This window comes from Chitinophaga pinensis DSM 2588, from assembly GCF_000024005.1.
GTDB lineage: Bacteria > Bacteroidota > Bacteroidia > Chitinophagales > Chitinophagaceae > Chitinophaga > Chitinophaga pinensis.
In genome coordinates, this window is record NC_013132.1 from 6,585,420 (window position 1) to 6,606,820 (window position 21,401).

General features: G+C 47.5%; 16 protein-coding genes. 10 read left to right on the forward strand and 6 right to left on the reverse strand.

Annotated features, from left to right (window positions below; genetic code table 11):
• Nucleotides 1–3: 3 nt before the first annotated feature.
• The 3 genes from CPIN_RS25820 to CPIN_RS25830 form a co-directional block, all read right to left on the reverse strand.
• A complete protein-coding gene (locus tag CPIN_RS25820; RefSeq protein ID WP_012792811.1) occupies nt 4–2,187 on the reverse strand; it encodes a hypothetical protein in 2,184 nt (727 codons plus the stop codon).
• A gap of 152 nt (nt 2,188–2,339) precedes the next feature.
• A complete protein-coding gene (locus CPIN_RS25825) occupies nt 2,340–3,404 on the reverse strand; it encodes a zinc-dependent alcohol dehydrogenase (protein WP_012792812.1) in 1,065 nt (354 codons plus the stop codon).
• Nucleotides 3,405–3,522: 118 nt separating this feature from the next.
• Nucleotides 3,523–3,861: a winged helix-turn-helix transcriptional regulator gene (locus CPIN_RS25830; RefSeq protein WP_012792813.1), complete on the reverse strand. Its 339-nt coding sequence runs from the start codon at nt 3,859–3,861 to the stop codon at nt 3,523–3,525.
• Between the two features lie 162 nt (nt 3,862–4,023).
• On the opposite strand from CPIN_RS25830, the gene CPIN_RS25835 reads away from it, so the two are divergent.
• The 3 genes from CPIN_RS25835 (at nt 4,024) to CPIN_RS25845 (ending at nt 7,811) form a co-directional block, all read left to right on the forward strand.
• The gene (locus CPIN_RS25835) at nt 4,024–4,935 is read left to right on the forward strand and encodes a ClpXP adapter SpxH family protein (RefSeq protein ID WP_044219719.1); all 912 of its coding nucleotides are present in this window, start codon (nt 4,024–4,026) and stop codon (nt 4,933–4,935) included.
• A gap of 126 nt (nt 4,936–5,061) precedes the next feature.
• Nucleotides 5,062–6,177 (forward strand): acyltransferase family protein, encoded by a 1,116-nt coding sequence (locus CPIN_RS25840; protein ID WP_044222497.1) that lies wholly within the window; start codon nt 5,062–5,064, stop codon nt 6,175–6,177.
• Nucleotides 6,178–6,206: 29 nt separating this feature from the next.
• Nucleotides 6,207–7,811: an alpha-N-arabinofuranosidase gene (locus tag CPIN_RS25845; RefSeq protein WP_012792816.1), complete on the forward strand. Its 1,605-nt coding sequence runs from the start codon at nt 6,207–6,209 to the stop codon at nt 7,809–7,811.
• A 206-nt stretch (nt 7,812–8,017) separates the two neighbouring features.
• Here CPIN_RS25845 and CPIN_RS25850 read toward each other — a convergent pair whose 3' ends face one another.
• The gene (locus CPIN_RS25850; RefSeq protein WP_012792817.1) at nt 8,018–8,962 is read right to left on the reverse strand and encodes an alpha/beta fold hydrolase; all 945 of its coding nucleotides are present in this window, start codon (nt 8,960–8,962) and stop codon (nt 8,018–8,020) included.
• Between the two features lie 240 nt (nt 8,963–9,202).
• Here CPIN_RS25850 and CPIN_RS25855 point away from each other — a divergent pair, with 240 nt between their 5' ends.
• The 7 genes from CPIN_RS25855 to CPIN_RS39060 all read left to right on the forward strand — a co-directional run bounded on the left by CPIN_RS25855 (nt 9,203) and on the right by CPIN_RS39060 (nt 18,934).
• Complete coding sequence (locus tag CPIN_RS25855) at nt 9,203–10,345, forward strand: alkene reductase (protein ID WP_012792818.1); 1,143 nt, start codon at nt 9,203–9,205, stop codon at nt 10,343–10,345.
• Between the two features lie 120 nt (nt 10,346–10,465).
• Nucleotides 10,466–11,098 (forward strand): hypothetical protein, encoded by a 633-nt coding sequence (locus tag CPIN_RS25860; RefSeq protein WP_012792819.1) that lies wholly within the window; start codon nt 10,466–10,468, stop codon nt 11,096–11,098.
• 39 nt (nt 11,099–11,137) lie between these two features.
• The gene (locus CPIN_RS25865) at nt 11,138–12,322 is read left to right on the forward strand and encodes an acyltransferase family protein (protein ID WP_012792820.1); all 1,185 of its coding nucleotides are present in this window, start codon (nt 11,138–11,140) and stop codon (nt 12,320–12,322) included.
• 124 nt (nt 12,323–12,446) lie between these two features.
• Nucleotides 12,447–13,607 (forward strand): PKD domain-containing protein, encoded by a 1,161-nt coding sequence (locus CPIN_RS25870; RefSeq protein WP_012792821.1) that lies wholly within the window; start codon nt 12,447–12,449, stop codon nt 13,605–13,607.
• A gap of 47 nt (nt 13,608–13,654) precedes the next feature.
• Complete coding sequence (locus CPIN_RS25875) at nt 13,655–17,338, forward strand: Ig-like domain-containing protein (RefSeq protein ID WP_245552146.1); 3,684 nt, start codon at nt 13,655–13,657, stop codon at nt 17,336–17,338.
• An 11-nt stretch (nt 17,339–17,349) separates the two neighbouring features.
• A complete protein-coding gene (locus CPIN_RS25880) occupies nt 17,350–18,432 on the forward strand; it encodes a PorP/SprF family type IX secretion system membrane protein (protein WP_012792823.1) in 1,083 nt (360 codons plus the stop codon).
• 361 nt (nt 18,433–18,793) lie between these two features.
• Nucleotides 18,794–18,934, forward strand: coding sequence for a hypothetical protein (locus tag CPIN_RS39060; protein WP_187294692.1), 141 nt, complete (start codon nt 18,794–18,796; stop codon nt 18,932–18,934).
• A 270-nt stretch (nt 18,935–19,204) separates the two neighbouring features.
• Here CPIN_RS39060 and CPIN_RS37035 read toward each other — a convergent pair whose 3' ends face one another.
• Nucleotides 19,205–20,281 (reverse strand): M48 family metallopeptidase, encoded by a 1,077-nt coding sequence (locus CPIN_RS37035; RefSeq protein ID WP_012792824.1) that lies wholly within the window; start codon nt 20,279–20,281, stop codon nt 19,205–19,207.
• Between the two features lie 8 nt (nt 20,282–20,289).
• Complete coding sequence (locus tag CPIN_RS25890; protein ID WP_012792825.1) at nt 20,290–21,255, reverse strand: YjgN family protein; 966 nt, start codon at nt 21,253–21,255, stop codon at nt 20,290–20,292.
• Between the last annotated feature and the right edge of the window lie 146 nt (nt 21,256–21,401).

Sequence of the window (21,401 nt, forward strand, 5' to 3'; positions counted from 1 at the left end):
TTATTACCAGGTAATCATTACCTGCTGATCACCATTTAAAACGTACTTTCCGTCATTATCTGCCGCTATGTTTTTATCCCCGGCGCTGACTTTTAGCGCTGGTGGTGAATCATTTCCTGTATTGATGACATGCATGTTACACGTCAGCAGCTGGTGCCCAAGCACACGGAAGCTGAGCGAATTGCCCTCCTGCCGCTGTCCGGATACCGGGTAGTCGATGAAGATCATGAATGTCTGCCCCTTCAGCCGGATGCAATGCCTGGGAAGAACACCAAATGCCAGACCTGCTCCATAGACCTCCTGCCCAACCTCTCCGGACTCTTCCCACCCGTCATGGATATCTTCCAGTGCAATCCATAATTTCCTGTCCACATGCCCGGTTTTTGTCTCTGTACTGATCATTTCAGCTGGCAACATAGGTGGATAATAATAGACAGACCGGGATACAGCATACTTGATAAACTCTGCCAGTAGTAAAGGAATACAAGGCAGTAACTCCAGTCCCTCAGCATGTTTCAGAAAATCATGTATGGCTGCAAACCCTTCATGTTCTTCATAAACAGCTGTATAAGGACCATCATTCAATGGGAATAATGCAAAAAAAGAAGGGAAGTGCCTGCCAAAACCATATTTACATTCCCAGAGTGCCACATTTTTGAAAAGATTAGCGATACAGAGGTATGCCAGGTTCAGATACAGATCATCACGGGTCTCTTTGAACAAGCGCAACATCGCTCCCGCTGAAAATGCGGTATTATTCGCCTGATAAAACATGTCAAATCCCATATCTCTGAGCGTTGCCGCAGCCGTCCTGGCTTCATCCAGATATTGCTGTTCTTTCGTCAGCTCCCAGGCCTGCAGCATGACATGCGCATAAATACCCGCAACATCTTTTTCACCTCCCTGACCAGGCGCTGTTTCTCCTCTGATCACTTCCAGTGTTTGCATATTATAGAACACCGGCCATCGATAGTTGAAATGACGGGCAACTTTCATTGCATATTCCAGTGACTCGACAAAAAGTGTGGCTGCCTCCTGATCCCCATCCAACGCCATACGTGACAGATTTAGCAAGGGATGATACAGATACCAGGAGTCCATGACCCGCGGATTCTTCTGGTCTTCCGAACCGTCCAGTTTATTCTGCAACGCAGGCAGCCACCGCACGATCGTTTTCAATTCCGGATTCCAGAAAGTGACAAGATTATTACGGAGTAATTCCGCAAATTTGACCTTCTCTCCACTCCACCGTACATAGTCGAGCACCGGTAATAATACGGCCAGTTGAACCATGATTTCCGGTGGTGTTTCAAAATCCCCCACATAGGCATTCAGATAAGAATACCCATCGTGCACAGTCCAGCACTTGCCACAGGTTTCTATATCATGCAATGTGTGGGACAAGATATCAGGGTAATTCTGATACTCTGGTGCAGGCTTTGGCAGATACAGATAAATTAACCCTATATGAGACAGGAATTGTTTCGCAATATCAAACTGATCTGCCGGCAAGTATTTACTGAAAGACACCCAGGCATCGGATATTACAAGCGCTCTTCCTCCCGGCAAGGGTTTTTCTGCCATCGTTTGCGGCAATGCGAAACCAAATTCCGGCCATTCACCACTGACAGTACCTCCTGCTGAAGTTTTCGTGAGCTCACAATAATCTGATAATGAACTAAGGTCCTGCAAGTATAAAAATGACCCGGCCGCGGGCGCTTTTACACCTGCATATACAAGTCCGGTTCTCGTTCCGATCTGACTCGCATACACTTCACCTTCCGGTTCTTTCATGCCTTCTGCAGGAAGAATGACAATATCTTTAGGCCAGTATGGAACCTGGCAGTCCTGTGCTGCTTTGAACGTCACAACATAATGCAGCAGGGGTTTGCCTTCTTCCGGAAATAGCACAGCAATAGTAAATACCCCGATATCAGCAGTAAGCGTCAAACGTATACCTCCATCCTTTTTTTCACTATGTGTGAGCTGCAACCCATCTGGTGCATATGCCGTACGGAAAATTATCTTACCCTTATCACGCCCGGTCACCACAATCCAGACCGCGTTGCGAAGCATATGTACGGCAAATTCAAATTCATGAATGACAGCATAATATAGTGGGGCTTCTGTAATTTCAGCGAACTGCGCTACAGCATTTACCGAGTATATTGACTTAACTCCTGACATACAACAGATAAGATTATAAAGGCAAGACGACAAAATACGTTCCCACTTTAAAACAACATAAACATGTTTTATCTGCAAACGAACTGCTGACAAACATGTACAGTATTGTCGGCGCTAGTACCCACTATTGCCGGCTTATAATCTGGCACAACTTATATAGTAAGCGCAACAAATATTGCATGTGTTTTCGTTTTGTCTGCCGCTACTTCAAACGCCTTGTTAATCTCAGATAGTGGAAAACTATGCGTAATCATTTTCCTTGCATTCATTTGTCCCTTCGCCAGCAAATCAAGGCAGATCTGCATCTCCGGATAAATATCCCGGTAAGCATAGCTCGCACTGGATATCAGCTGTATCTCCGACATCTGTATCCGTTGCCACTCGAGGCCGATATTTGTTACGCCGGCATCAAAGCCGCCTACTATGACAACCTTACCGCCGATCCTGCTGAAAGATACAGCCTGTGGTAAGGTCACCGGCATTGAAGGACCGCCGGCACATTCGAAAGCAATATCGACTCCTCTGCCCTTCGTAAATTCCATCACTTTTTGATATCCATCTTCCTTATCCGTATTTACCACTGCATCAGCGCCCAGTTCTCCGGCCATCTCAAGCGCTGAATCAACTACATCAGTTATGATAACGTCCGCACCAGCCAGCTTAGCCAGTTGCAGCTGTCCCAAACCTATAGGTCCCGCACCGATGACAGCAACCTTATCATTCAACTTTATACCACTGAGATTCATCGCATGGAGTCCGACAGAGAAGGTATCCAGTAAAGTAGCCTCTTCAAAACTGACATGATCGGGCAGGCGGTAGAACTTTGCAGAAGGTCCCGCTACATACTGTGCAAATGCCTGTGATAAGGTTTTCATGCGCACCTCATACAGGTGAGGACATAGATTATATTGTTGCACCCGGCACCAGTCACAGGTCTCATCACCTAACAGTGTCTCTATCACTACCCTGTCGCCTACCTTTACGTTGGTTACGTTACTGCCGATTTCTACGATTTCTCCTGCCAGTTCATGCCCCATAATTTTCCCGGTGAGTGGCGCTTCCGCTTTCTTCCAGTGTCGCAGATCAGTACCACAGATACCAGACACACGCACACGGGCCACTACCCAATCAGGTCGCGCAATGTGCGGTGTGTCCACCTCCTGAAGGTCAAACTTTCCGTCAGCAGTCTTAACCGCTGCATGCATACAATGTCCCATAATAAAGCAATATTTAGGATAACTGCTGCAAATAAGAATCCATAAGCGGCACCAAACAAAAAGAGCCTGTGCAAATACACAGACTCTTCAATTATTTAAAATGATTATGCTGAGCCCCTCAGGACGAAGCCTTTTTATTATCGGGATCTGACAATACTTCCAGCTCCCTGAATACCCCCAGCAACGAGCGCCCTTTCTCCGTCAGCAAATATTCAATATGCAAGGGTTTCTGTTTAATGATCTGCTTCTCCAGCATCAGCTCTTCCACCAGCTCATTCAGGGCGACCGACAAGGATTGCTTATTCGAACCCGGGATCTGCCGTAATAAATTACTGAAACGCAAAGGCCCCTCTACCGCTAATCTGAAGATCTGCGGCTTCCACTTACCAGACAACAGTTTCAGCAACTTCTCCGCATCACATTCCGGCTGGCATTTTATCTCCTTGTTAGTAGTCATGTTTTTCTGACTTATTGTTTAAGCAATTTTCTACCGGCAAATTTGCAATAAAATATGACAAAAATGATCAGCAGCAGTATGCGAACATACAAAATGAAAACGTTATGGTGGGCTACCTGCTTCATTTTTTTCCTTTCGACATGTCAGGCTCAAAATCAGCAAATGAAAACAAACAACCCGCTCTTATGCGATCCGGAGAACGGTATCTGTGAAATGCCAGGTACCAATATCGAAGCCACATTCACTACCAGTGCAATCAAAGATAAACCTGTAAAACTTATATACTTTACCGATCCTATCTGTTCCAGCTGTTGGGGAATTGAGCCCCAGCTGCGAAAGCTGAAAATGGAATACGGACAATACATCGATATCGAATACCGTATGGGCGGCCTACTCCCCGACTGGAGCTACAACAGCGGCGGTATCAGCAAACCTTCCGACGTAGCACATCATTGGGATGAAGTCAGCCGTTACTACCAGATGCCCATAGACGGGGACGTATGGCTGGAAGATCCTTTGTCCTCCTCCTATCCGCCTTCTATCGCCTTCAAAGCAGCCCAGTTACAGGACGAACAGAAAGCGCAGCTTTTCCTCCGGAGAATAAAGGAAATGGTCTTCCTGGAGAAAAAGAATATCACGAAATGGGAGCACCTCAGTCAGGCAGCATCAGCTACCGGATTGGATACCACCCGCCTGAAAACTGACATTGAAGCCGTTGGGGTACAACGCTTCCAGGAAGACCTGGCTATCAGTCGCCAATATGGTGTAAGAGGATTCCCGACCATCTTCGTCACTGACAACAAAGGCCACCAGGAGAAGATCTACGGCTCCAAATCTTACGCGGTGTTTGAAGACTGCATCCGCAAACTGTTACCCACCGCAGAGAAAAAGGCGGTTTCACCAGACTGGGAAACGCTATTCAGTACCTTCCGTACGCTCACAAGCAGAGAGTTTGCCGAACTAAGCGGACAGGGCATACCAGAAAGCGAAATGCTGCTGGAAGACTTACACCGCAAACAGCAGCTGGAAAAGCTACCCACGAAGAATGGTGCGCTGTGGATCAGCAAGTACTAAAAGGTCCTACAAGATAAATCTATATAATCCTGCTGCCGGCGCATCTTTGCCCTGCAGCGGGATTTTTCGTGTCAGAAATACAGGGTACTACCTTTTCAGGATTTTTCTCTCTATCTTATGCGCTATATGAGTACACATCCTCTCCCTACCAAACCACATTATCTTGTACTGGACGGGCTACGTGGAGTAGCCGCCTTGATCGTTGTCATTTTCCACGTATTAGAAGCACATTCCACGAGTCACCTCGATCTGATGATCAATCACGGTTACCTGGCCGTTGATTTCTTCTTCCTGCTTTCCGGTTATGTCATTGGTTACGCTTATGATGACCGCTGGCAGAAAATGTCTATCGGTACCTTTTTCAGACGCCGCCTGGAGCGCCTTCAGCCGATGGTGATCGTCGGTATGATCATCGGCGCCATCTTCTTCTATGCGTCGGATTCACCACTGTTTCCCACCATTCATACCGTACCCGTATGGAAACTATTGGTCATCATGCTCATTGGTTTTACCCTCATACCGATCCCCGTTTCCTGGGATATCAGGGGGTGGCAGGAGATGCATCCGCTGGATGGACCAGGCTGGTCGCTGTTCTTCGAATATGTCGGTAATATTCTCTATGCACTCGGTATCAGAAAATTCTCAAAAACAGCACTCTCTATACTTGTCGGCCTTTCCGCAATTGCGCTTATCTATCTCACCGTATTCGGTCCTACGGGCGATGTTATCGGTGGATGGTCTGTCACACCGGAACAATTAGGCATTGGCTTTACCCGCCTGATGTTCCCTTTCTTTGCGGGGCTGTTGTTGTCAAGAGCCACCACACCTACGCGTATTAGCAATGCATTCCTGTGGTGTGGTCTGTTACTGACGATTACCTTAGCGATACCAAGAATCGGTGGCGCTGATCATCTGTGGATGAATGGTATCTATGAATCCTTTATCATCATTCTCGTATTCCCGCTGATCGTATATCTGGGCGCAAGCGGCCAGATTCACAGTAACAGGGAATCTAAAATATGTAAGTTCCTGGCGGATCTTTCCTATCCTTTGTACATCACCCACTATCCGTTTATTTACGTTTATACCGGATGGGTAAGTGCACATAAAGGAACGGATATGCCACTGGCAGTACTGTATGGCATTCTGACCTTCGTTGTATCTGTACTGGTAGGCTATCTCAGTCTGAAGTACTACGACGAACCGGTAAGAGCCTGGTTGAAAAGAAAGGTAAAAGCCTAGAGGACAGAACATCAAAAGCTATTATTTACATGAACGCGCAGGTAACAAGAAGAAATTTTATCGGCCTTATCGGCATGAGCGGATTAGGTCTCGCTTTAAAAGGCAGTGCTTTTGCGGCTACCCGTGCCGTCCTTAGCGGTGCTCCTTTAGAGGCCAGTATTGAGATCGACTTCACACATCCGGAAGGTACAATAGACAATGGCATTTATGGCCAGTTCATAGAACACCTTGGCAGAGCCATCAACGGAGGGATCTTCGAGGAAGGCTCCCCACTCTCTGACGCCAAAGGTATCCGCAAAGATGTACTGGAAAAGATCCGTGGACTTCAACCCAGCATTCTGCGATATCCCGGAGGTACCTTTACCAAGATCTATCACTGGATGGATGGTGTGGGTCCGCTGGCAGAAAGACGCAGTCGTCCTAACCTGATATGGGGTGGTGTAGAAGATAATCGCTTCGGGACAGATGAAGCCATTGCCTATGCCAGAACCTTACAGGCAGATGCCTATTTTGCAGTCAATATGGGTACCGGCACGGCGGAAGAGGCAGGCAACTGGGTGGAATATTGCAATGGCACACAGGACACCTATTACGCGAATCTGCGCCGTAAAAACGGTCATGCCGATCCTTTTAAGGTAAAGTATTGGGGAATAGGTAATGAAGAAGCTGCCGGCCCTGATATTGGCCGTTTACAGGATGTAAAAGAATTTGTAAAGGAAGCATGGTTGTATACCAAAGCCATCAAGTTACAGGATAAAGACGCAAAACTCATACTGTGTGGCGCAGATGATACCTGGAATGAATATGTGCTGAAAGAAATGGGCGCAGTATGCGATTACATCTCTATGCACCACTATGTCAGCTCTGATAAAAGTAAACCGGCGTCGCTGTTTCCCCAGGTGGATCATATGGAAAAACTGATCCTCACTTTAAAAGGACAGATCCGGACGCTGACGCCGGAGAAAGTAACCGACTTCAGCAAATGGTACCGCTTCCCGCACAGGGCGAATCCGGTGAAGATCGCTATCGACGAACTGGGTATCTGGGAACCTGGTGGTGCCGGCGCGTACCAGCTGGAGGAATATTATACCTGGGACCATGCATTAGGTACCGCCACCTTCTATAACATCATGCTCAGACAGGCTTCCGTAGTAGGTATGGCCACCTGGGCGCAAACGGTCAATGTACTGGCTCCGATTATGACCAGTAAAACTGCGGCCGTTTGCCAGACCATCTACTACCCGATGCAGTTCTACCGCCAGCACGCGGGTAATGTCAGTCTGAAAACACAGGTAGTGACACCTGACCTGAAAATGCCCGGCTCCAAAGATGCCAAAGCCTTAGACGTCGCCGTCACCCTGCACGACAGCGATGGCAGTCTGGTGATCTTTGCGGTAAACCGTCATCCGGAACAGGAAGTTAAAGCAGACCTCCGCAGTATCGACAGTAAAAAGTATACGCCTGCTGCCATATACGAACTGAATGCAACTGCGATCGACGCGATGAATACATTGGAAAATCCTGCGAACAATGTGGTCACATCCACAGAGAAAAAGCTCTCGGGGAACCTTTCCGGCTATACCTTCCCGGCGCATTCCATTACGGCGATCAGGTATAAACGCAACAAACAATAAATTAAGAATTAGGAATTAGGAATTATGAGCAATCAGCCCCATTGATATATTAAAGCACCGAAGGCTATCAGGATCAATACCACCCTCTATATCTTAATTCTTAATTCTTAATTCCTAATTCCTAATTCCTAATTAAAAGAGGTCCCTGCATACGCAGCGACCTCTTTCTTACGCCCTCTTTTCGGACGTCACCCCTAGCTTCTTTATTATTCTCCCAGGAAATCACTTCCGTCTTTTACAAACTTATCCGCCAGCTGGAATAAGGAAGCATGTGCCGCGTCTTCATATACGATCAGGCGTGCATTCGGCAGATGTTGTGCCATATTGGTCGGATTGATGACAGGTACTGGAAGGTCTTCTTTACCCTGTATCAGCAGTACTGGTATCTTCACGGATTCCAGTTCCTTGAGTGCATCCGGTGCAGGTTGTGCCCAACCCAGTACAGCTGTCAGTTCGGCGAGACTGCTTTCATCGCTGAGCGGTTTGTCACGATCTACCTGGCGGAGCTGTATCCTTGCATACGACAGTTTTCCCGCGGCACGGCTGGCTTCAGATTTAGTGAAACCGAAGTATAAAAAGGACTCTTCTGCACTCAGTCCCTGGCCGCCGCCAATGATTTCAGGCAGTTTAGACAAGCCTTCGCTACCTTTCGGCCCCACACCTGTCAGTACCATCTTGTTGATCAATGCCGGTTCTGTCAGTGCGATCTGCTGTGCCACAAACGAACCCATTGAAAAGGCCAGCAGATTCACCCTGCTATAACCCATTGCTTTGATGAAGGTGACTGCGCCTTTCGCCATATCTGCTATCGTGGAAGGCGTCTTACCTGTTGAGGAGCCCACACCTGCATTATCAAATAAGATCACTTTGTATTTCTTCGCAAAGCCATCTGTAACAGCCGGATCCCAGTCGTCCATAGTACTACCCAGTGGAGCAAGTACCACCAGCGGTACGCCTTCGTTATTACCCAGTATACGGTAAGCAAATTTGGTATCACCTGCAGCCACAAACTGCGTTGGCGCATGTTGGTGATCATAAGAAGCTGTTGGCGTCGTTGTATCTTCATCCTTATCGCAGGATGCAAAACCAAATGTCAGTAATGCGGATAAAGCCAGCATGCCCATAGTAGTAAACCGTGTTGTAATTGCCATTGTGTTGTGTTTGTTGTTGTTTCGTTGATGGTTCAAAAGTAGATGCATCCGTTCCCGTTGGCAATGACGGAGTACGGCAGGTGGACTAATTACACCGTGAAGTGGTCATTTCAAATCGGGAGTTCGCTTTTCCGTATCAGACCGGGATAAACTATCATTCTAATAATAGCTGCTACTAGTTAACTTATTTTGATTATAGTTGCTATCGTAGGAAATTTGCGTTATTAAATTAATAACGCTATGCTATTCGATTCATATCAGCTACAGCAACTCGGTTTGAAAAACCGTATCGTCATGCCGCCTATGACACGTTCCCGTGCAGCGGCAGGTGAAGTTGCTACAGATCTTATGGCGCAATATTACAGTCAACGGGCCGCTGCAGGCTTAATCATATCAGAAGGAACACAGATCAGCAAACAGGGACAGGGCTATGCCTGGACGCCCGGTATATACTCCCCTGCACAGATAGCAGGCTGGAAGAAAGTGACGGATGCCGTACATACTGCCGGCGGACGCATATTCGCCCAGTTATGGCATGTAGGCAGGGTTTCACATACTTCTTTACAGGAGAACGGCGCCGCCCCGGTATCTCCCTCTGCTATACAGGCCGAAGGAGTGAAAGTATTCATCGATACAACTGGTAATGGCGCAGATGCCGGCAAGGGATCGCATACAGAGATGGTACAGCATTCTATGCCGAGAGCACTGACCATTCCTGAAATCAAACAGATTGTCAAAGACTACGCGCAGGCAGCTAAAAATGCCATCGCAGCTGGTTTTGACGGTGTAGAGCTGCATGGTGCAAACGGCTATCTTATAGAACAGTTCATAGACTCGCAGACGAACCATCGTACGGATGAATACGGCGGTAGTCTGGGTAACCGTCTGCGCTTCCTGACGGAAGTAGTCACTGCTGTTGCTGACGCTATTGGTAAAGAACGCGTAGGTGTTCGTCAGGCGCCTCTGACCACTTTAATGGGGGCGCAGGATGACAATCCGGAAGTGACCTATATCGAGGCCGCTAAGATCCTGAATGAGATTGGTATTGCATATATCCATATCGCGGAAGCAGACTGGGACGATGCACCTGTGATGCCGGTGGCCTTTAAGGAAGCCTACAGAAAAGCATTCAGTGGTACCCTGATCTACGCCGGTAAATACACAAAAGAACGTGCAGAAGAAGCACTGGAGAAAGGATGGGCTGACCTGATTGCCTTTGGCCGTCCCTTCATCGCCAATCCGGATCTGCCTTACAAACTGGCACATAACCTGCCGCTCAATACACCCGACAGACCAACATTCTTCGGTGGTAACGCAATGGGTTATACCGATTATCCTGCACATAAAAGTGACGCAAATATCCTGCAACCTGCAACTGTATGATATATACCATATAATAAATCTAAACCGGCGTAAGAGACTTTCCTACGCCGGTTTGTTTTTACGCGCCGGTAAAAACGACTATATTGGGCGGCTGATGTAATATAACGATCAGTTGCTTAAATGGGCCTGGATATACACCACTTCAAAATCACTGAAAAATACGATACCGATCTGGAATACTTTTTCCTGGACCAGCTTGCCGCATGTCCTGAAATGATCAGCAGGCATGAACACCTCATTGCAGAAGTAAAAGAACCGGAGGGATACTTTGACGTGCTGATATTTAAAAATCAAAAGGAACTACATGCATATGCTCAAAAGCATCCTGTTCCATCAGATAGTGCGTTTATTGTTGGCGGGGCCGATCATTTAGAACAGGAGCTGAAAAAATCAGTGCACCAATACAACCTGATCCCTTCAGACTTTTATTCCGTACAGCATTCATACACGCACACCAGCTTCTTCATAAAAACGAACATTACCTACACCCGGAGATGTTATTCGATGAACTACATCAGGAGAAAAGTGCTGTACCATACAGATGCTGGTTATCAAAGAAGCGGAATGAATTCTCAATTCTTTAAACACTTTACGAATGATACGCTATATTTCAGGAAAGAGGATGTCATCAGCGCGCTGCGCTACATCTATGATGATGATCCCTCCTACTACAAAGAACTTGTAGACAATTTTCAGCACAACTTCATTGACAACTTCATCGAAGGCGACAGCATCTTTTTTATCTCCTGGTAAACAGGAAAATCAGTATTTTACTCTCCCGGAAACATCCTTATGCTCAACAATACCCATCGCGACAACTGGATCGACTATCTCCGCAGCTCCATTACGGTGCTGGTAGTCGCCCATCACTGCTCACTCGCCTATACCACCTTCGCTTCTTTCGATGCGAATGCCTACATCAATTCCACTCACCCGGTTGTAGACGCCCAAAGATGGATAGGACTGGATATCTTTGAAAACTTCAACGATATCTTTTTTATGTCGCTGATGTTTTTCATCGGCGGATTATTCCTCACCAAAAGTATTACGAAGAAAGGCACCGCTGCCTTCCTCAAAGACCGTTTCTTCCGCCTGTTCCTGCCCTTTCTGTTTGGCGTAAGCGTACTCATGTTATTGGCTTATTTCCCGGCCTACTATCTGGCACATCATGAGCTGAACATTCCGGCCTACATAAAAGACTTCTTTACCACTGAACAATGGCCGGTAGGTCCACCCTGGTTTATCTGGGTCCTGTTTGCCTTCAATACTATCTTCGGCGTCAGCTGGTGGTTGTTTAAAAACGCATACATCCGCGGGGGCAAAGCCATTCAACGACTGGCCAATCGCCCTTTCCTGTTTTTCGGATTATTCATCGGCATCACCTGGATTACCTACGTACCATTAACCGCCGCTATCGGTGCAGGTACCTGGACCGGCATAGGGCCATTCGATTTCCAATTAAACCGCATCCTGCTCTACTTTGCCTACTTCATCCTCGGTGTAATCACTGGTAGTGGGGACTTCCAACAGTCGCTCTTCTCCCGTGATGCAGTACTGACCCGTTACTGGAAAGTATGGTGTGTACTGGCACTGATCGCCTATACCCTGATCACACTCAATGGCATTTATGAGCCATTGCGCAATATGGTGATAAAAGGAATGTTAGCGCCACTGGCTGCCTGGATGATCTACTTTACCGTATATGTATCTTCCTGCACACTGAGCTGTATTGCTTTCCTGACCACCTTCAGGGCAAAGATCAATCACACACGTCCATGGATGGATTCCCTGACAGCCAATGCTTATATGATCTATCTCGTACACTATATTTTCGTGCTCTGGACACAGTTTCTTTTGCTGCCATTAGACGCACCCGCAGGAGTGAAATTCCTGCTGTCCTTCTCCGGTACGCTGATATTGAGCTGGGGACTAAGTATCCTTCTGCGTAAAATAAAGATCATACGGCAATACATATAACATAATAAACACAGACGTTAATCTTTACCATATCCATTTTTCCTGATAAAGTATTTCTCTTAAAAGCTGAACATAATCGCATATTAGTTTGTTATTCGTTGGTCCCTAACTGTAACAACTTAATATGCGATTATTTGCCCCCGTTTTTCGTTTGTCCCACAACAACGTAAACTTATTTATTTTATTTAATGTCTTTTTATTCGTTTCACAGTATGCCTTTGCACAGACACAACCAGCGCCAACTATCAGTAATTTTACGCCGGCTGACATTTGCCAGGGACAGACCGTCACCATTAACGGCGCCAACTTTCAAAATGCAACGGGTGTAAGACTCGGTAATGATAATGCCGTCAGTTTTACTGTTAATAGCACAGGAACTGCTATCACGGCGGTTGTCTCCTATAGTGCGCAGACAGGTGGGGTATCAGTGACAACGCCCGGAGGAACTGTTAACGCTAATACTACCCTGACCATCCGCCCTGCTCCGCGTCCGGCCTTACAGGATATCAGTACAAAAGATATTGAATTCTCCAACTGTGATGGCAGTCAGACCTACCTGCTGCGGGTAAAGAATCTGTCTGCCACACCACAGGCAAACAGTGATTACACGATCAACTGGGGCGATGGTTCTCCTGCCTTTACGCAGCGCGACTGGCCCAGTGGGGCAGAGATCAGTCATAATTACGGCTCACAGGGTTATTTCCTGATCAGTATCAGTATCACACCTCCCAATGGCTGTACCCAAACCAAACAATACCAGTTCTACAATGGTAAGAACCCACTCGCCAGTTTAAGTACCTCTACTTCTACAACCGGCCTCTGTGTGCCCGCCCCTATCGAGTTCCAGATCGGTAACTGGACAGGTAATACACCTGGAACTACCTACGAACTTGATTTCGGGGATAACAGTCCGCACCTGATCTTACAACACCCTCTCAATACGACACTGACTACACATCTTGTCTCTCATACCTATACCACTTCTTCCTGTCCGGCGGTGGACTTTACCGCCACCTTAAAAGTGAGCAATGGCTGTTTTACCACTACCTATACCCTTGACCAGATCATTATCCGGAAAAAGCCGGTAGCCGACTTCCGTACAGATCAGGTACTCTGTATTAATACGCCGGTCTGTTTTACTAACCTCACGGAAGATGGTTATGGTGGAACGAGCTGTAACAGGAATACAAACTTTTTATGGGATTTTGGTGACGGAACAACGTCGACCGACAGAACGCCGCCCTGTCATACTTACGCACGTCCGGGTACCTACAACGTGAACTGAGTGCGACTAACAGTGCCTGTGGCGATGATATTAAAATAAAACAGTTGGTGGTACTGGATCTTTCTCCGCCACCTACAGTAGCCGCCGGTCCTGCTACTTATTGTCAGAACGATCCTGCTACACAATTGACAGCAACAGGAACCAATCTTCTCTGGTATAATTTGGCGACAGGTGGTACCGGTTCTACGACCGCACCTACACCGTCCACCAACAGACCCGGTACCTTTACCTACTACGTTACACAGACACTGCCCAATCGTTGCGAAAGTCCGAGGGCAGTAATCACCGTCATCGTCAATGCAAGACCGCCAGCACCTGCTGTCAATTCTCCCCTTGGGTTGTGCCGTAATCAGGCGGCCACACCATTAACAGCTTCCGGTAGTGGTCTCTTATGGTACACCAGTGCGACCGGTGGTACGGGAACAGCTACAGCGCCTACTCCTGTAACCACGACAGCCGGTACGACAACCTGGTATGTCAGTCAGACCACCAATGGCTGTGAAGGTCCCAGGGCTGCGATTGAAGTGATTGTCAGCGAACTGGCAGGCGCTCCAACGGTCAGCTCTCCGGTCAATTATTGCCGGAGCCAGTCTGCAACGCCGCTTAGCGCCGGAGGTAGCAATCTGCGATGGTATACTGCCGCTACAGGAGGTACGGGTTCACCTACAGCGCCGGTTCCTTCTACCGCCACACCAGGCAGCACCACTTATTATGTGAGCCAGATGACAGGTTGTGGGGAGAGTCCGCGGGCCGCTATTGTGGTAAATGTTACAGCCAGTCCTTCGGCCAGTATTGCGTATAGTCCGGCGATACTCTGTAATGCACCCAATACACCTGCTACGCCGAATCCCGTTGTACACGTAACACACACAGGCGCTGGTGGTGGTCGCTTTTCTGCAGTACCTGGCGTGGGCCTGACGATAGATGCAGCCAATGGCGATATTACACCTGCAGGAGCAAATCCGGGTACTTACACGATAAGATACACTATTACCGGTACGGCTCCCTGTCCTGACTATGTAACTACCACAACCGTCACTGTCAATAGTACGCCTGCTGCCACGATCGCCTATCCGGCGATCTGTTCATCTGACGGCGTGACCAGTGTACAAATAACCGGCGCCAATGGGGGTAGTTTCTCTTCCACTACAGGGTTAAGTCTGAATACCTCTACAGGGGCCATTACACCGGGAACCAGCACACCTGGTACCTATACTGTCACCTACACCATACCTCCGTCTCCACCTTGTGCAGGTTTCAGTACCAACACACAGGTAACGATCACGAGAGCACCTGTTGCCACGATCAGCTATCAGCCGGCGGTACTCTGTAATGTAACAGGTGGTACGCCTAATCCACCAGTTACACCATTGGTCACCGGTAATACCGGCGGTACATTCACTATCACACCAGCCAACGGTTTAAATATCAATCCGGCTACCGGTACAATTACCCCTGCGGGGGCTACCCCTGGTGTCTATACCATCAGCTATGCGATTACAGGAACAGGTGGTTGTGCGCTTTTCAGTACCTCCGCTACGGTAACTGTCAACAGTACGCCTACCGCTACTATCCGTTACGCCGGCTCGCCTTATTGCGGAAGCACCAATACGCCACAGACCGTTACCTTCTCTGGAACATCGGGAGGTACGTTCAGTGCAGGTACAGGATTAAGCATCAATCCTGCCACAGGGACAATAGATCCTTCCCAGAGCACACCCGGGACTTACACCGTTCAATATGCGATCGCCGCAGCGCCGCCATGTCCAGGATATAGTACCACCGCCAGTGTCAGTATTACGGAGCAACCAGTGATCTCTTTCCCTGTCACCACACAGGCGATTTGTGCTGGTGGTTCAGCCACCTTCAGACCAGGATCAACGGTACCGAATACGACGTATAACTGGTCCGTTGTGGGAGCTTTACCGGCAGGTGTAGCAGGTATCAGTGCGGGTTCAGTCAATGGAGCGAATGCCGCTATCAATTTATCATATACCAATACAGGTAATGTCAGTCAGACGCTCACCATACGCGTTACACCGGTCAATCCGACACCATCACCGTGTACCGGTGCGGTCTATGATCTGCAGCTGACAGTCAAACCAATCACCGCAGCACCCGTTACGGATACTGCGCATTTCTGTATGGGTACGCCTTCCACTGCTTTACAGGTAACGCCGTCTCCGGGTAATACGATCAACTGGTATGACACCAATCTGAATCCGCTGAATAGCGCACCGCTCATTACAACGGCAACTGCCGCTACTTACCGCTTCTTTGTGAGCCAGACAAACAGGGAAGGCTGTGAAAGTCCGAAAGCACCTGTTGTTGCTGTCGTACATCCTACGCTGAAGATCACCAGTGCAACGGCCACCAATCCTATCAGGTGTGGTATCCCTTCCGGTACGATCACCCTGCATGTACTGGACCTGAACAACGGAGCCGTTCCGGATATGGACGTCATCGTACACTATTACAAGTTCCAGATCCCTTATAGTTTCAGCACCCGTACAGACGCCAATGGCAACATCAGCGTTCCTTTAACGGCTGGTACCTATTCGCAGATCTATGTCGAAACAGCCGGTAATTGTCTTGCACAGAAAATACCGGACGTATTCATCCTGCGGGATCCCTCTCCTCCTGCCCAACCGGTAGCCGGATACAATCCGCCGTTATGTGCAGGCGCCACGCTGACGCTGACGGCTTTATCAGCTACCAGCGAAGCAAACGGGCCTGTGGAATATGTATGGGCCGGACCAGCATTCGGTCCTTTCTCTGACACCAGCAGCAACACGGTAGTGACATTCCCGTCCGTCAGCACCAGCGATGCCGGTACCTACGCGGTGTATGCCATGCAGAATAACTGTATTTCCCTGCCGGCAGAATTCGAAGTAAAGGTGACACAGGGGCCAACACAACCTTTGATTTCAACACGCTCGCCTTTATGTGTTGGTGATGACCTGGTGTTACAGGCGTATAGTTCTATTCCGGGAAACAGTGCACTGACATTTCTATGGAAAGGTCCCGGGACCGGCTTGCCGTTGAACAACGCTAATGTAACCATCAACAATGTACAGATCAGTAACTCGGGGATCTATACCATCACCGTTACTTCTACCGAAACAGGTTGCAGCGCTTCCGCCGACACCCTGATACAGGTAGGTGCATATCCGGTCGTTATACTGCCACTGGATACGGTCAGTCTGCCGACAGGCCACCTGCTGCCGCTTACCACCACCATCACCAATGCAGACGATCCTGGTGTATTACCGATCACACAATACAAATGGACGCCTGCACAAAACCTGAGATGTACGGATGTGCTTTGCAGCGCACCCGTAGCCACCATCAAAAACGATATCTGTTACCAGGTAGAAGTAACCAATGCTTATGGTTGCGCAGCGAAAGATGAGATCTGTATAAAAGTATTCTGCCAGGAATCACAGGTATTCATTCCAAATGCATTTGCACCTGGCGGAGATATACCGGAGAACAGAAGGCTGGTTGTACGGGCTACCGGTATCAATGCGGTCAAATCATTCAGGGTTTTCAACCGCTGGGGAAGGATCATGTATGAGCGGAACAATTTCGCCCCGAATGATCCTGCTTTCGGATGGGATGGACTGATCAACGGTAAAAGGGCCGATACAGGCGTATATGTCTACACCGTAGAGGTAGTCTGCGAAAACGGCGTACCGTACACCTTTAAAGGTAATGTTACATTATTCTAAACAACTTATCTATGAGACGATATTTAAAAACGTGTGCACTGCTGCTGATAAGCTGTCTTTCCTTTGCCACAGGCTTTTGCCAGGACGTGGCATTTTCCCAGTTCTACGACCAGCCATTATTACGTAACCCCGGACTTGCAGGGGTATTCACCGGTAATATCCGTGTATCCGCTTCTTACAGGAATCAATGGGAAAGTGTGACGATTCCTTACCGTACTTTCAGCCTCAGTGGCGAATTCAAAACACCGGTCAACTTCGTACGGGATGGTTACGCCACTTTCGGACTACAACTACTCAGAGATGTGGCAGGGACCTCTGAATTTAATACTACCCAGATTATGCCTTCGCTGACGTACGGCGTATCCCTGAGTGAATACCGGAACTCCTATCTCAGCTTTGGCTTTATGGGTGGTTCTATGCAGCAACGCTTTGATCAGAGCAAACTGGTGTTCAATGATCAGTTTATTGCCGGCAGCAACGGTAGTTATAGTATAGCGCCTGCTTCCCGGCAGGTCATTAATAACACCAGCGTTAGTTATTTTGATGCCTCTATTGGTCTGAGTTATAATGGCGTGTTTAAAAACCGCCGCGACGACCTCTATGATATCGATTATTTTATCGGTGCCGGGCTTTATCATATTACGATGCCCGAAGTGAGTTTCTTCCGGGGAAATATCATTACCCTAAACAGGAAATTCACTGCAAATGCAGGACTTTCTGCTCCCACCAGCGAAACAGACCGTTTTATACTGTATGCCGACTATTTCAAACAATTCACCCGTGGATTAAAGCCTATAGGTATCAGCACGATTCAGGCAGGTGCCATGTACAGTCATGAGTTTGATCAGCAGACGCTGACACTAGGTATGTTATACCGCATGCGGGATGCAGTCATTCCTGTAGTACAACTACAATGGTCGCAGTTTATGGTCGGTATGAGCTATGATGTGAATATAGATAAACTGGCAGTTGCTTCGCAGCGACGAGGCGGATTCGAATTAACCTTATCTTACAGGGACTTTTTAAGCAGCAGCAGAGACGCAAGAAGCAAAGAAGAGAGGAGACAATCATCCTGCCCGAAATTCGGCCGTTAAGGGGCTAAAAACAGCGTTTAAAGACATCCTGTATTTCATGCAGGGGATGACCTGTTTTCAATACGTTTTTCAGTCTGTTCTGAAGTCAGCTGTTCCTCCTTTTGTCCTTTACTATGTATTTGTTATCCTACGTTCATCCTACGTTCATGAACGTAGGATGAACGTAGGATAACAAATATTAAAACGGCATCTGACCGATAACAAAACGACCACGTCCCCCTTCATCCTTCCGTTAACAATAAATAACAGTCCGAAACAGCATCTGGCACAGTTTTGTCATTACAGTAGACGAAAGAAGTTTAAACCGCCTGCAGACGTTGAACTTTCAAAAATTTCATCACGCTTAATTAAACTTCACCACATGAAAGCTTTTAAATATTTAGCCGTCGCTGTTTTACTGGTTTCGGGATTGAGCAGCTGCCTGGTCGTTCGTGACAGACCTGGATATTACCACTCACGTCCGCCGCATCACCATCATCATGGTGGCTATTACCGCAGATAAGGATAAGCAGTGTCCATCTGTCTTATTATTAAGACCATATTACGGATAACAATTTATCAATAGTACTTAGAAATTAAGCATCAGAACATTGAAGAAAATTCTTAATTCTTAATTCTTAATTGACTATACACCACACCAGGATTGCCCCCATTTTATAGCAAATATACTTATGTCGGCCGGCTTATTGCCTGCAGTCATCAGCGTGTGCTGTCAAAAGGGGCTTTCCTGCCTCAGGAAAGCGGTTGAAAAGAGAAAAAAGAGGAGAAAAAATTACTTTTTGTACAATGCTTTTAACTGACCAAAAATCACGTCCATCTGTTCATGCGGATCTACCGTTCCGGGATGCTTTCTGATGTTTTCCTTCGCGTAACTGATCCTGTTTTTGGTCAGCGGGTGTGTGCTGATAAACTCAGGCACATCCACCTTTTCACTCAATTGTTGCAGCACCTGCATCAGTTCTACCATGCCATGCTGATCGATATGATTCTTACGGAGGGTTTCCATGCCGACAATATCCGCCTGCTGTTCATACTGGCGGGAATAAGTGAGGTTATAAAGCGCGTTGGCGTTGGAATAAAAAACGCTGGCAGCCTGACTGCTGTTTGTCAGCACGAGGGTTAACAGTACAGAAGAACTCATATCCCGGCACAACTTACGTACGGAGTGACGGCAGCTGACGTGTGCCACTTCATGTGACAATAATGCGGCCAGTTCTTCTTTTTTATTCAGTTTCTTCAGCAGACCCGTATAAACAAATACGTAGCCGCCGGGAAGCGCATACGCATTTTCGATCTTACTGGGTACTATAAAAAATTTCAGGGAGTCGGGGGAATCCCAGTGCATCTGCGCGCCAAACCTGGTGAGTAAGGCACTGGCATTTACGTCGCGGCTTTCATCCATGCTCTGCATGGCCGTTTCTCCTAATTCTTTATCAAAGGAACGGGGCAAGCGATCGACGATCCTGTCGGCACACCAGGGAAGAATTACAAAATGCGCCAGTGCCGCCAGACCGAGAATGATCAGCAGGGCAGCCAGCCCCACTTTAACGCCATTACGCAGTACCAGTCTATCCAGACCGATACTGCGTACGCGTTTGTATTTTTCCAGGAACATATCTACGAAAGCGGCGTCATTTACTTCCAGTGTACCGGCATCATCGGCCTGGTTGACAAGACGGATAAAACGCTTGTCAGCCATATCGACGTTTATCTCTGAAAATAACCAGTGATGCCTGCGCGGAGGCATACCCTCCACCGGTGTTTCAAACTGCAAACTTTCATCGAATATCCGGATCGTAGCAGGAATGGCAACAGCCACCTTGTGATCGTAAAAGGTTCCTTTAAACATAAATAAAATTAAATAATGCTGAGGTCCAGCAGATCCGCCATATCTTCTCCCATAGCGTCTCTGTACTCTTCTTCCGTCTGTGACAGCTGAGCCAGCTCTACGTCACCTTCGATCTCTACGTGAGACATCAGGAAACTGAGTGTACGTGTCTGTACCCATGCATAACCAATACCGAATGTAAAGATAGTCAACAGTGCATTTACGATCAGCAGACCAGCGAATTCACCACCGCTAGCCGTAGAACGCAGACTGAATCTCTTATCTTCGTGTTGCAGATAAGTATGATCAACCATGAAACGGTACATATCTGCCTGCCACCAGAAGGAATAGATACCTAAAGTGAGAATAGACAGGAAATAACCTTTCAGGTTCATGAAGAAATAGTCGCTGCCATTTGCTTCATATTTGAATTCACCACTACCAAAACGGATGTTGTTGACAAGGTAAGTACGCAGGTTCACAGTCGCCCAGGAACCATAGATACCAAAGGTGATCAGTGTCAGGAACATTTCCTTAACGAACAGCAGAATGAATTCATTGCGCTGACCGCGATAACCAAAGCGGATACCTCTCCAGGTCGTTCTTGACCAGTGGTAACGGTTAGAACCATGGATCGCAAAAGGAATAGCTGCGATGATACCCACAAAATACAGCACAAAAGCTGCTACCAGCAGACCAGCCTTCATCAGCAGAAAAAAGCTGACGTACAGTGCTGCGATCACACCTACTGCTTTCAGAAAACCTTTGAACATCTCTTTACCGGTACCATGCCATGCAAAACGGCTGCCATCCAGTTCTGTAGAAGAATAGACATATTGCAGTTTTTTGGCTTTCGCCCATGGGTAATAAAATCCGAATGTTACAGCTGTAAGTAATGCATTTAAGATAAGAATGCCGAAATAAGTACCACCGTCTCCATTATATGTAAGGGCGGGGCGGTTTACAGTGCCCGTAGGGCCATACTGTTGTTCCATAAGAAAGGGATTAGTGTATAGGTTTAAGAATAAAAACAAATATATTATTTTTTCTCATAAGATTACCTACCCCACACCACCAGATAAACAAAATGCGTATTTCTACGTATTATCAGTTACTTAAGTACTAAAACGCCTAACTTCAG

What these genes read in the sequence shown, in the direction of transcription:
- CPIN_RS25820 (WP_012792811.1), bottom strand. Translation starts at nt 2,187, where the DNA reads ATGTCAGGAGTTAAGTCAATATACTCGGTAAATGCTGTAGCGCAGTTC.
- CPIN_RS25825 (WP_012792812.1), bottom strand. Translation starts at nt 3,404, where the DNA reads ATGGGACATTGTATGCATGCAGCGGTTAAGACTGCTGACGGAAAGTTT.
- CPIN_RS25830 (WP_012792813.1), bottom strand. Translation starts at nt 3,861, where the DNA reads ATGACTACTAACAAGGAGATAAAATGCCAGCCGGAATGTGATGCGGAG.
- CPIN_RS25835 (WP_044219719.1), top strand. Translation starts at nt 4,024, where the DNA reads ATGAAAACAAACAACCCGCTCTTATGCGATCCGGAGAACGGTATCTGT.
- CPIN_RS25840 (WP_044222497.1), top strand. Translation starts at nt 5,062, where the DNA reads ATGAGTACACATCCTCTCCCTACCAAACCACATTATCTTGTACTGGAC.
- CPIN_RS25845 (WP_012792816.1), top strand. Translation starts at nt 6,207, where the DNA reads ATGAACGCGCAGGTAACAAGAAGAAATTTTATCGGCCTTATCGGCATG.
- CPIN_RS25850 (WP_012792817.1), bottom strand. Translation starts at nt 8,962, where the DNA reads ATGGCAATTACAACACGGTTTACTACTATGGGCATGCTGGCTTTATCC.
- CPIN_RS25855 (WP_012792818.1), top strand. Translation starts at nt 9,203, where the DNA reads ATGCTATTCGATTCATATCAGCTACAGCAACTCGGTTTGAAAAACCGT.
- CPIN_RS25860 (WP_012792819.1), top strand. Translation starts at nt 10,466, where the DNA reads ATGGGCCTGGATATACACCACTTCAAAATCACTGAAAAATACGATACC.
- CPIN_RS25865 (WP_012792820.1), top strand. Translation starts at nt 11,138, where the DNA reads ATGCTCAACAATACCCATCGCGACAACTGGATCGACTATCTCCGCAGC.
- CPIN_RS25870 (WP_012792821.1), top strand. Translation starts at nt 12,447, where the DNA reads ATGCGATTATTTGCCCCCGTTTTTCGTTTGTCCCACAACAACGTAAAC.
- CPIN_RS25880 (WP_012792823.1), top strand. Translation starts at nt 17,350, where the DNA reads ATGAGACGATATTTAAAAACGTGTGCACTGCTGCTGATAAGCTGTCTT.
- CPIN_RS39060 (WP_187294692.1), top strand. Translation starts at nt 18,794, where the DNA reads ATGAAAGCTTTTAAATATTTAGCCGTCGCTGTTTTACTGGTTTCGGGA.
- CPIN_RS37035 (WP_012792824.1), bottom strand. Translation starts at nt 20,281, where the DNA reads ATGTTTAAAGGAACCTTTTACGATCACAAGGTGGCTGTTGCCATTCCT.
- CPIN_RS25890 (WP_012792825.1), bottom strand. Translation starts at nt 21,255, where the DNA reads ATGGAACAACAGTATGGCCCTACGGGCACTGTAAACCGCCCCGCCCTT.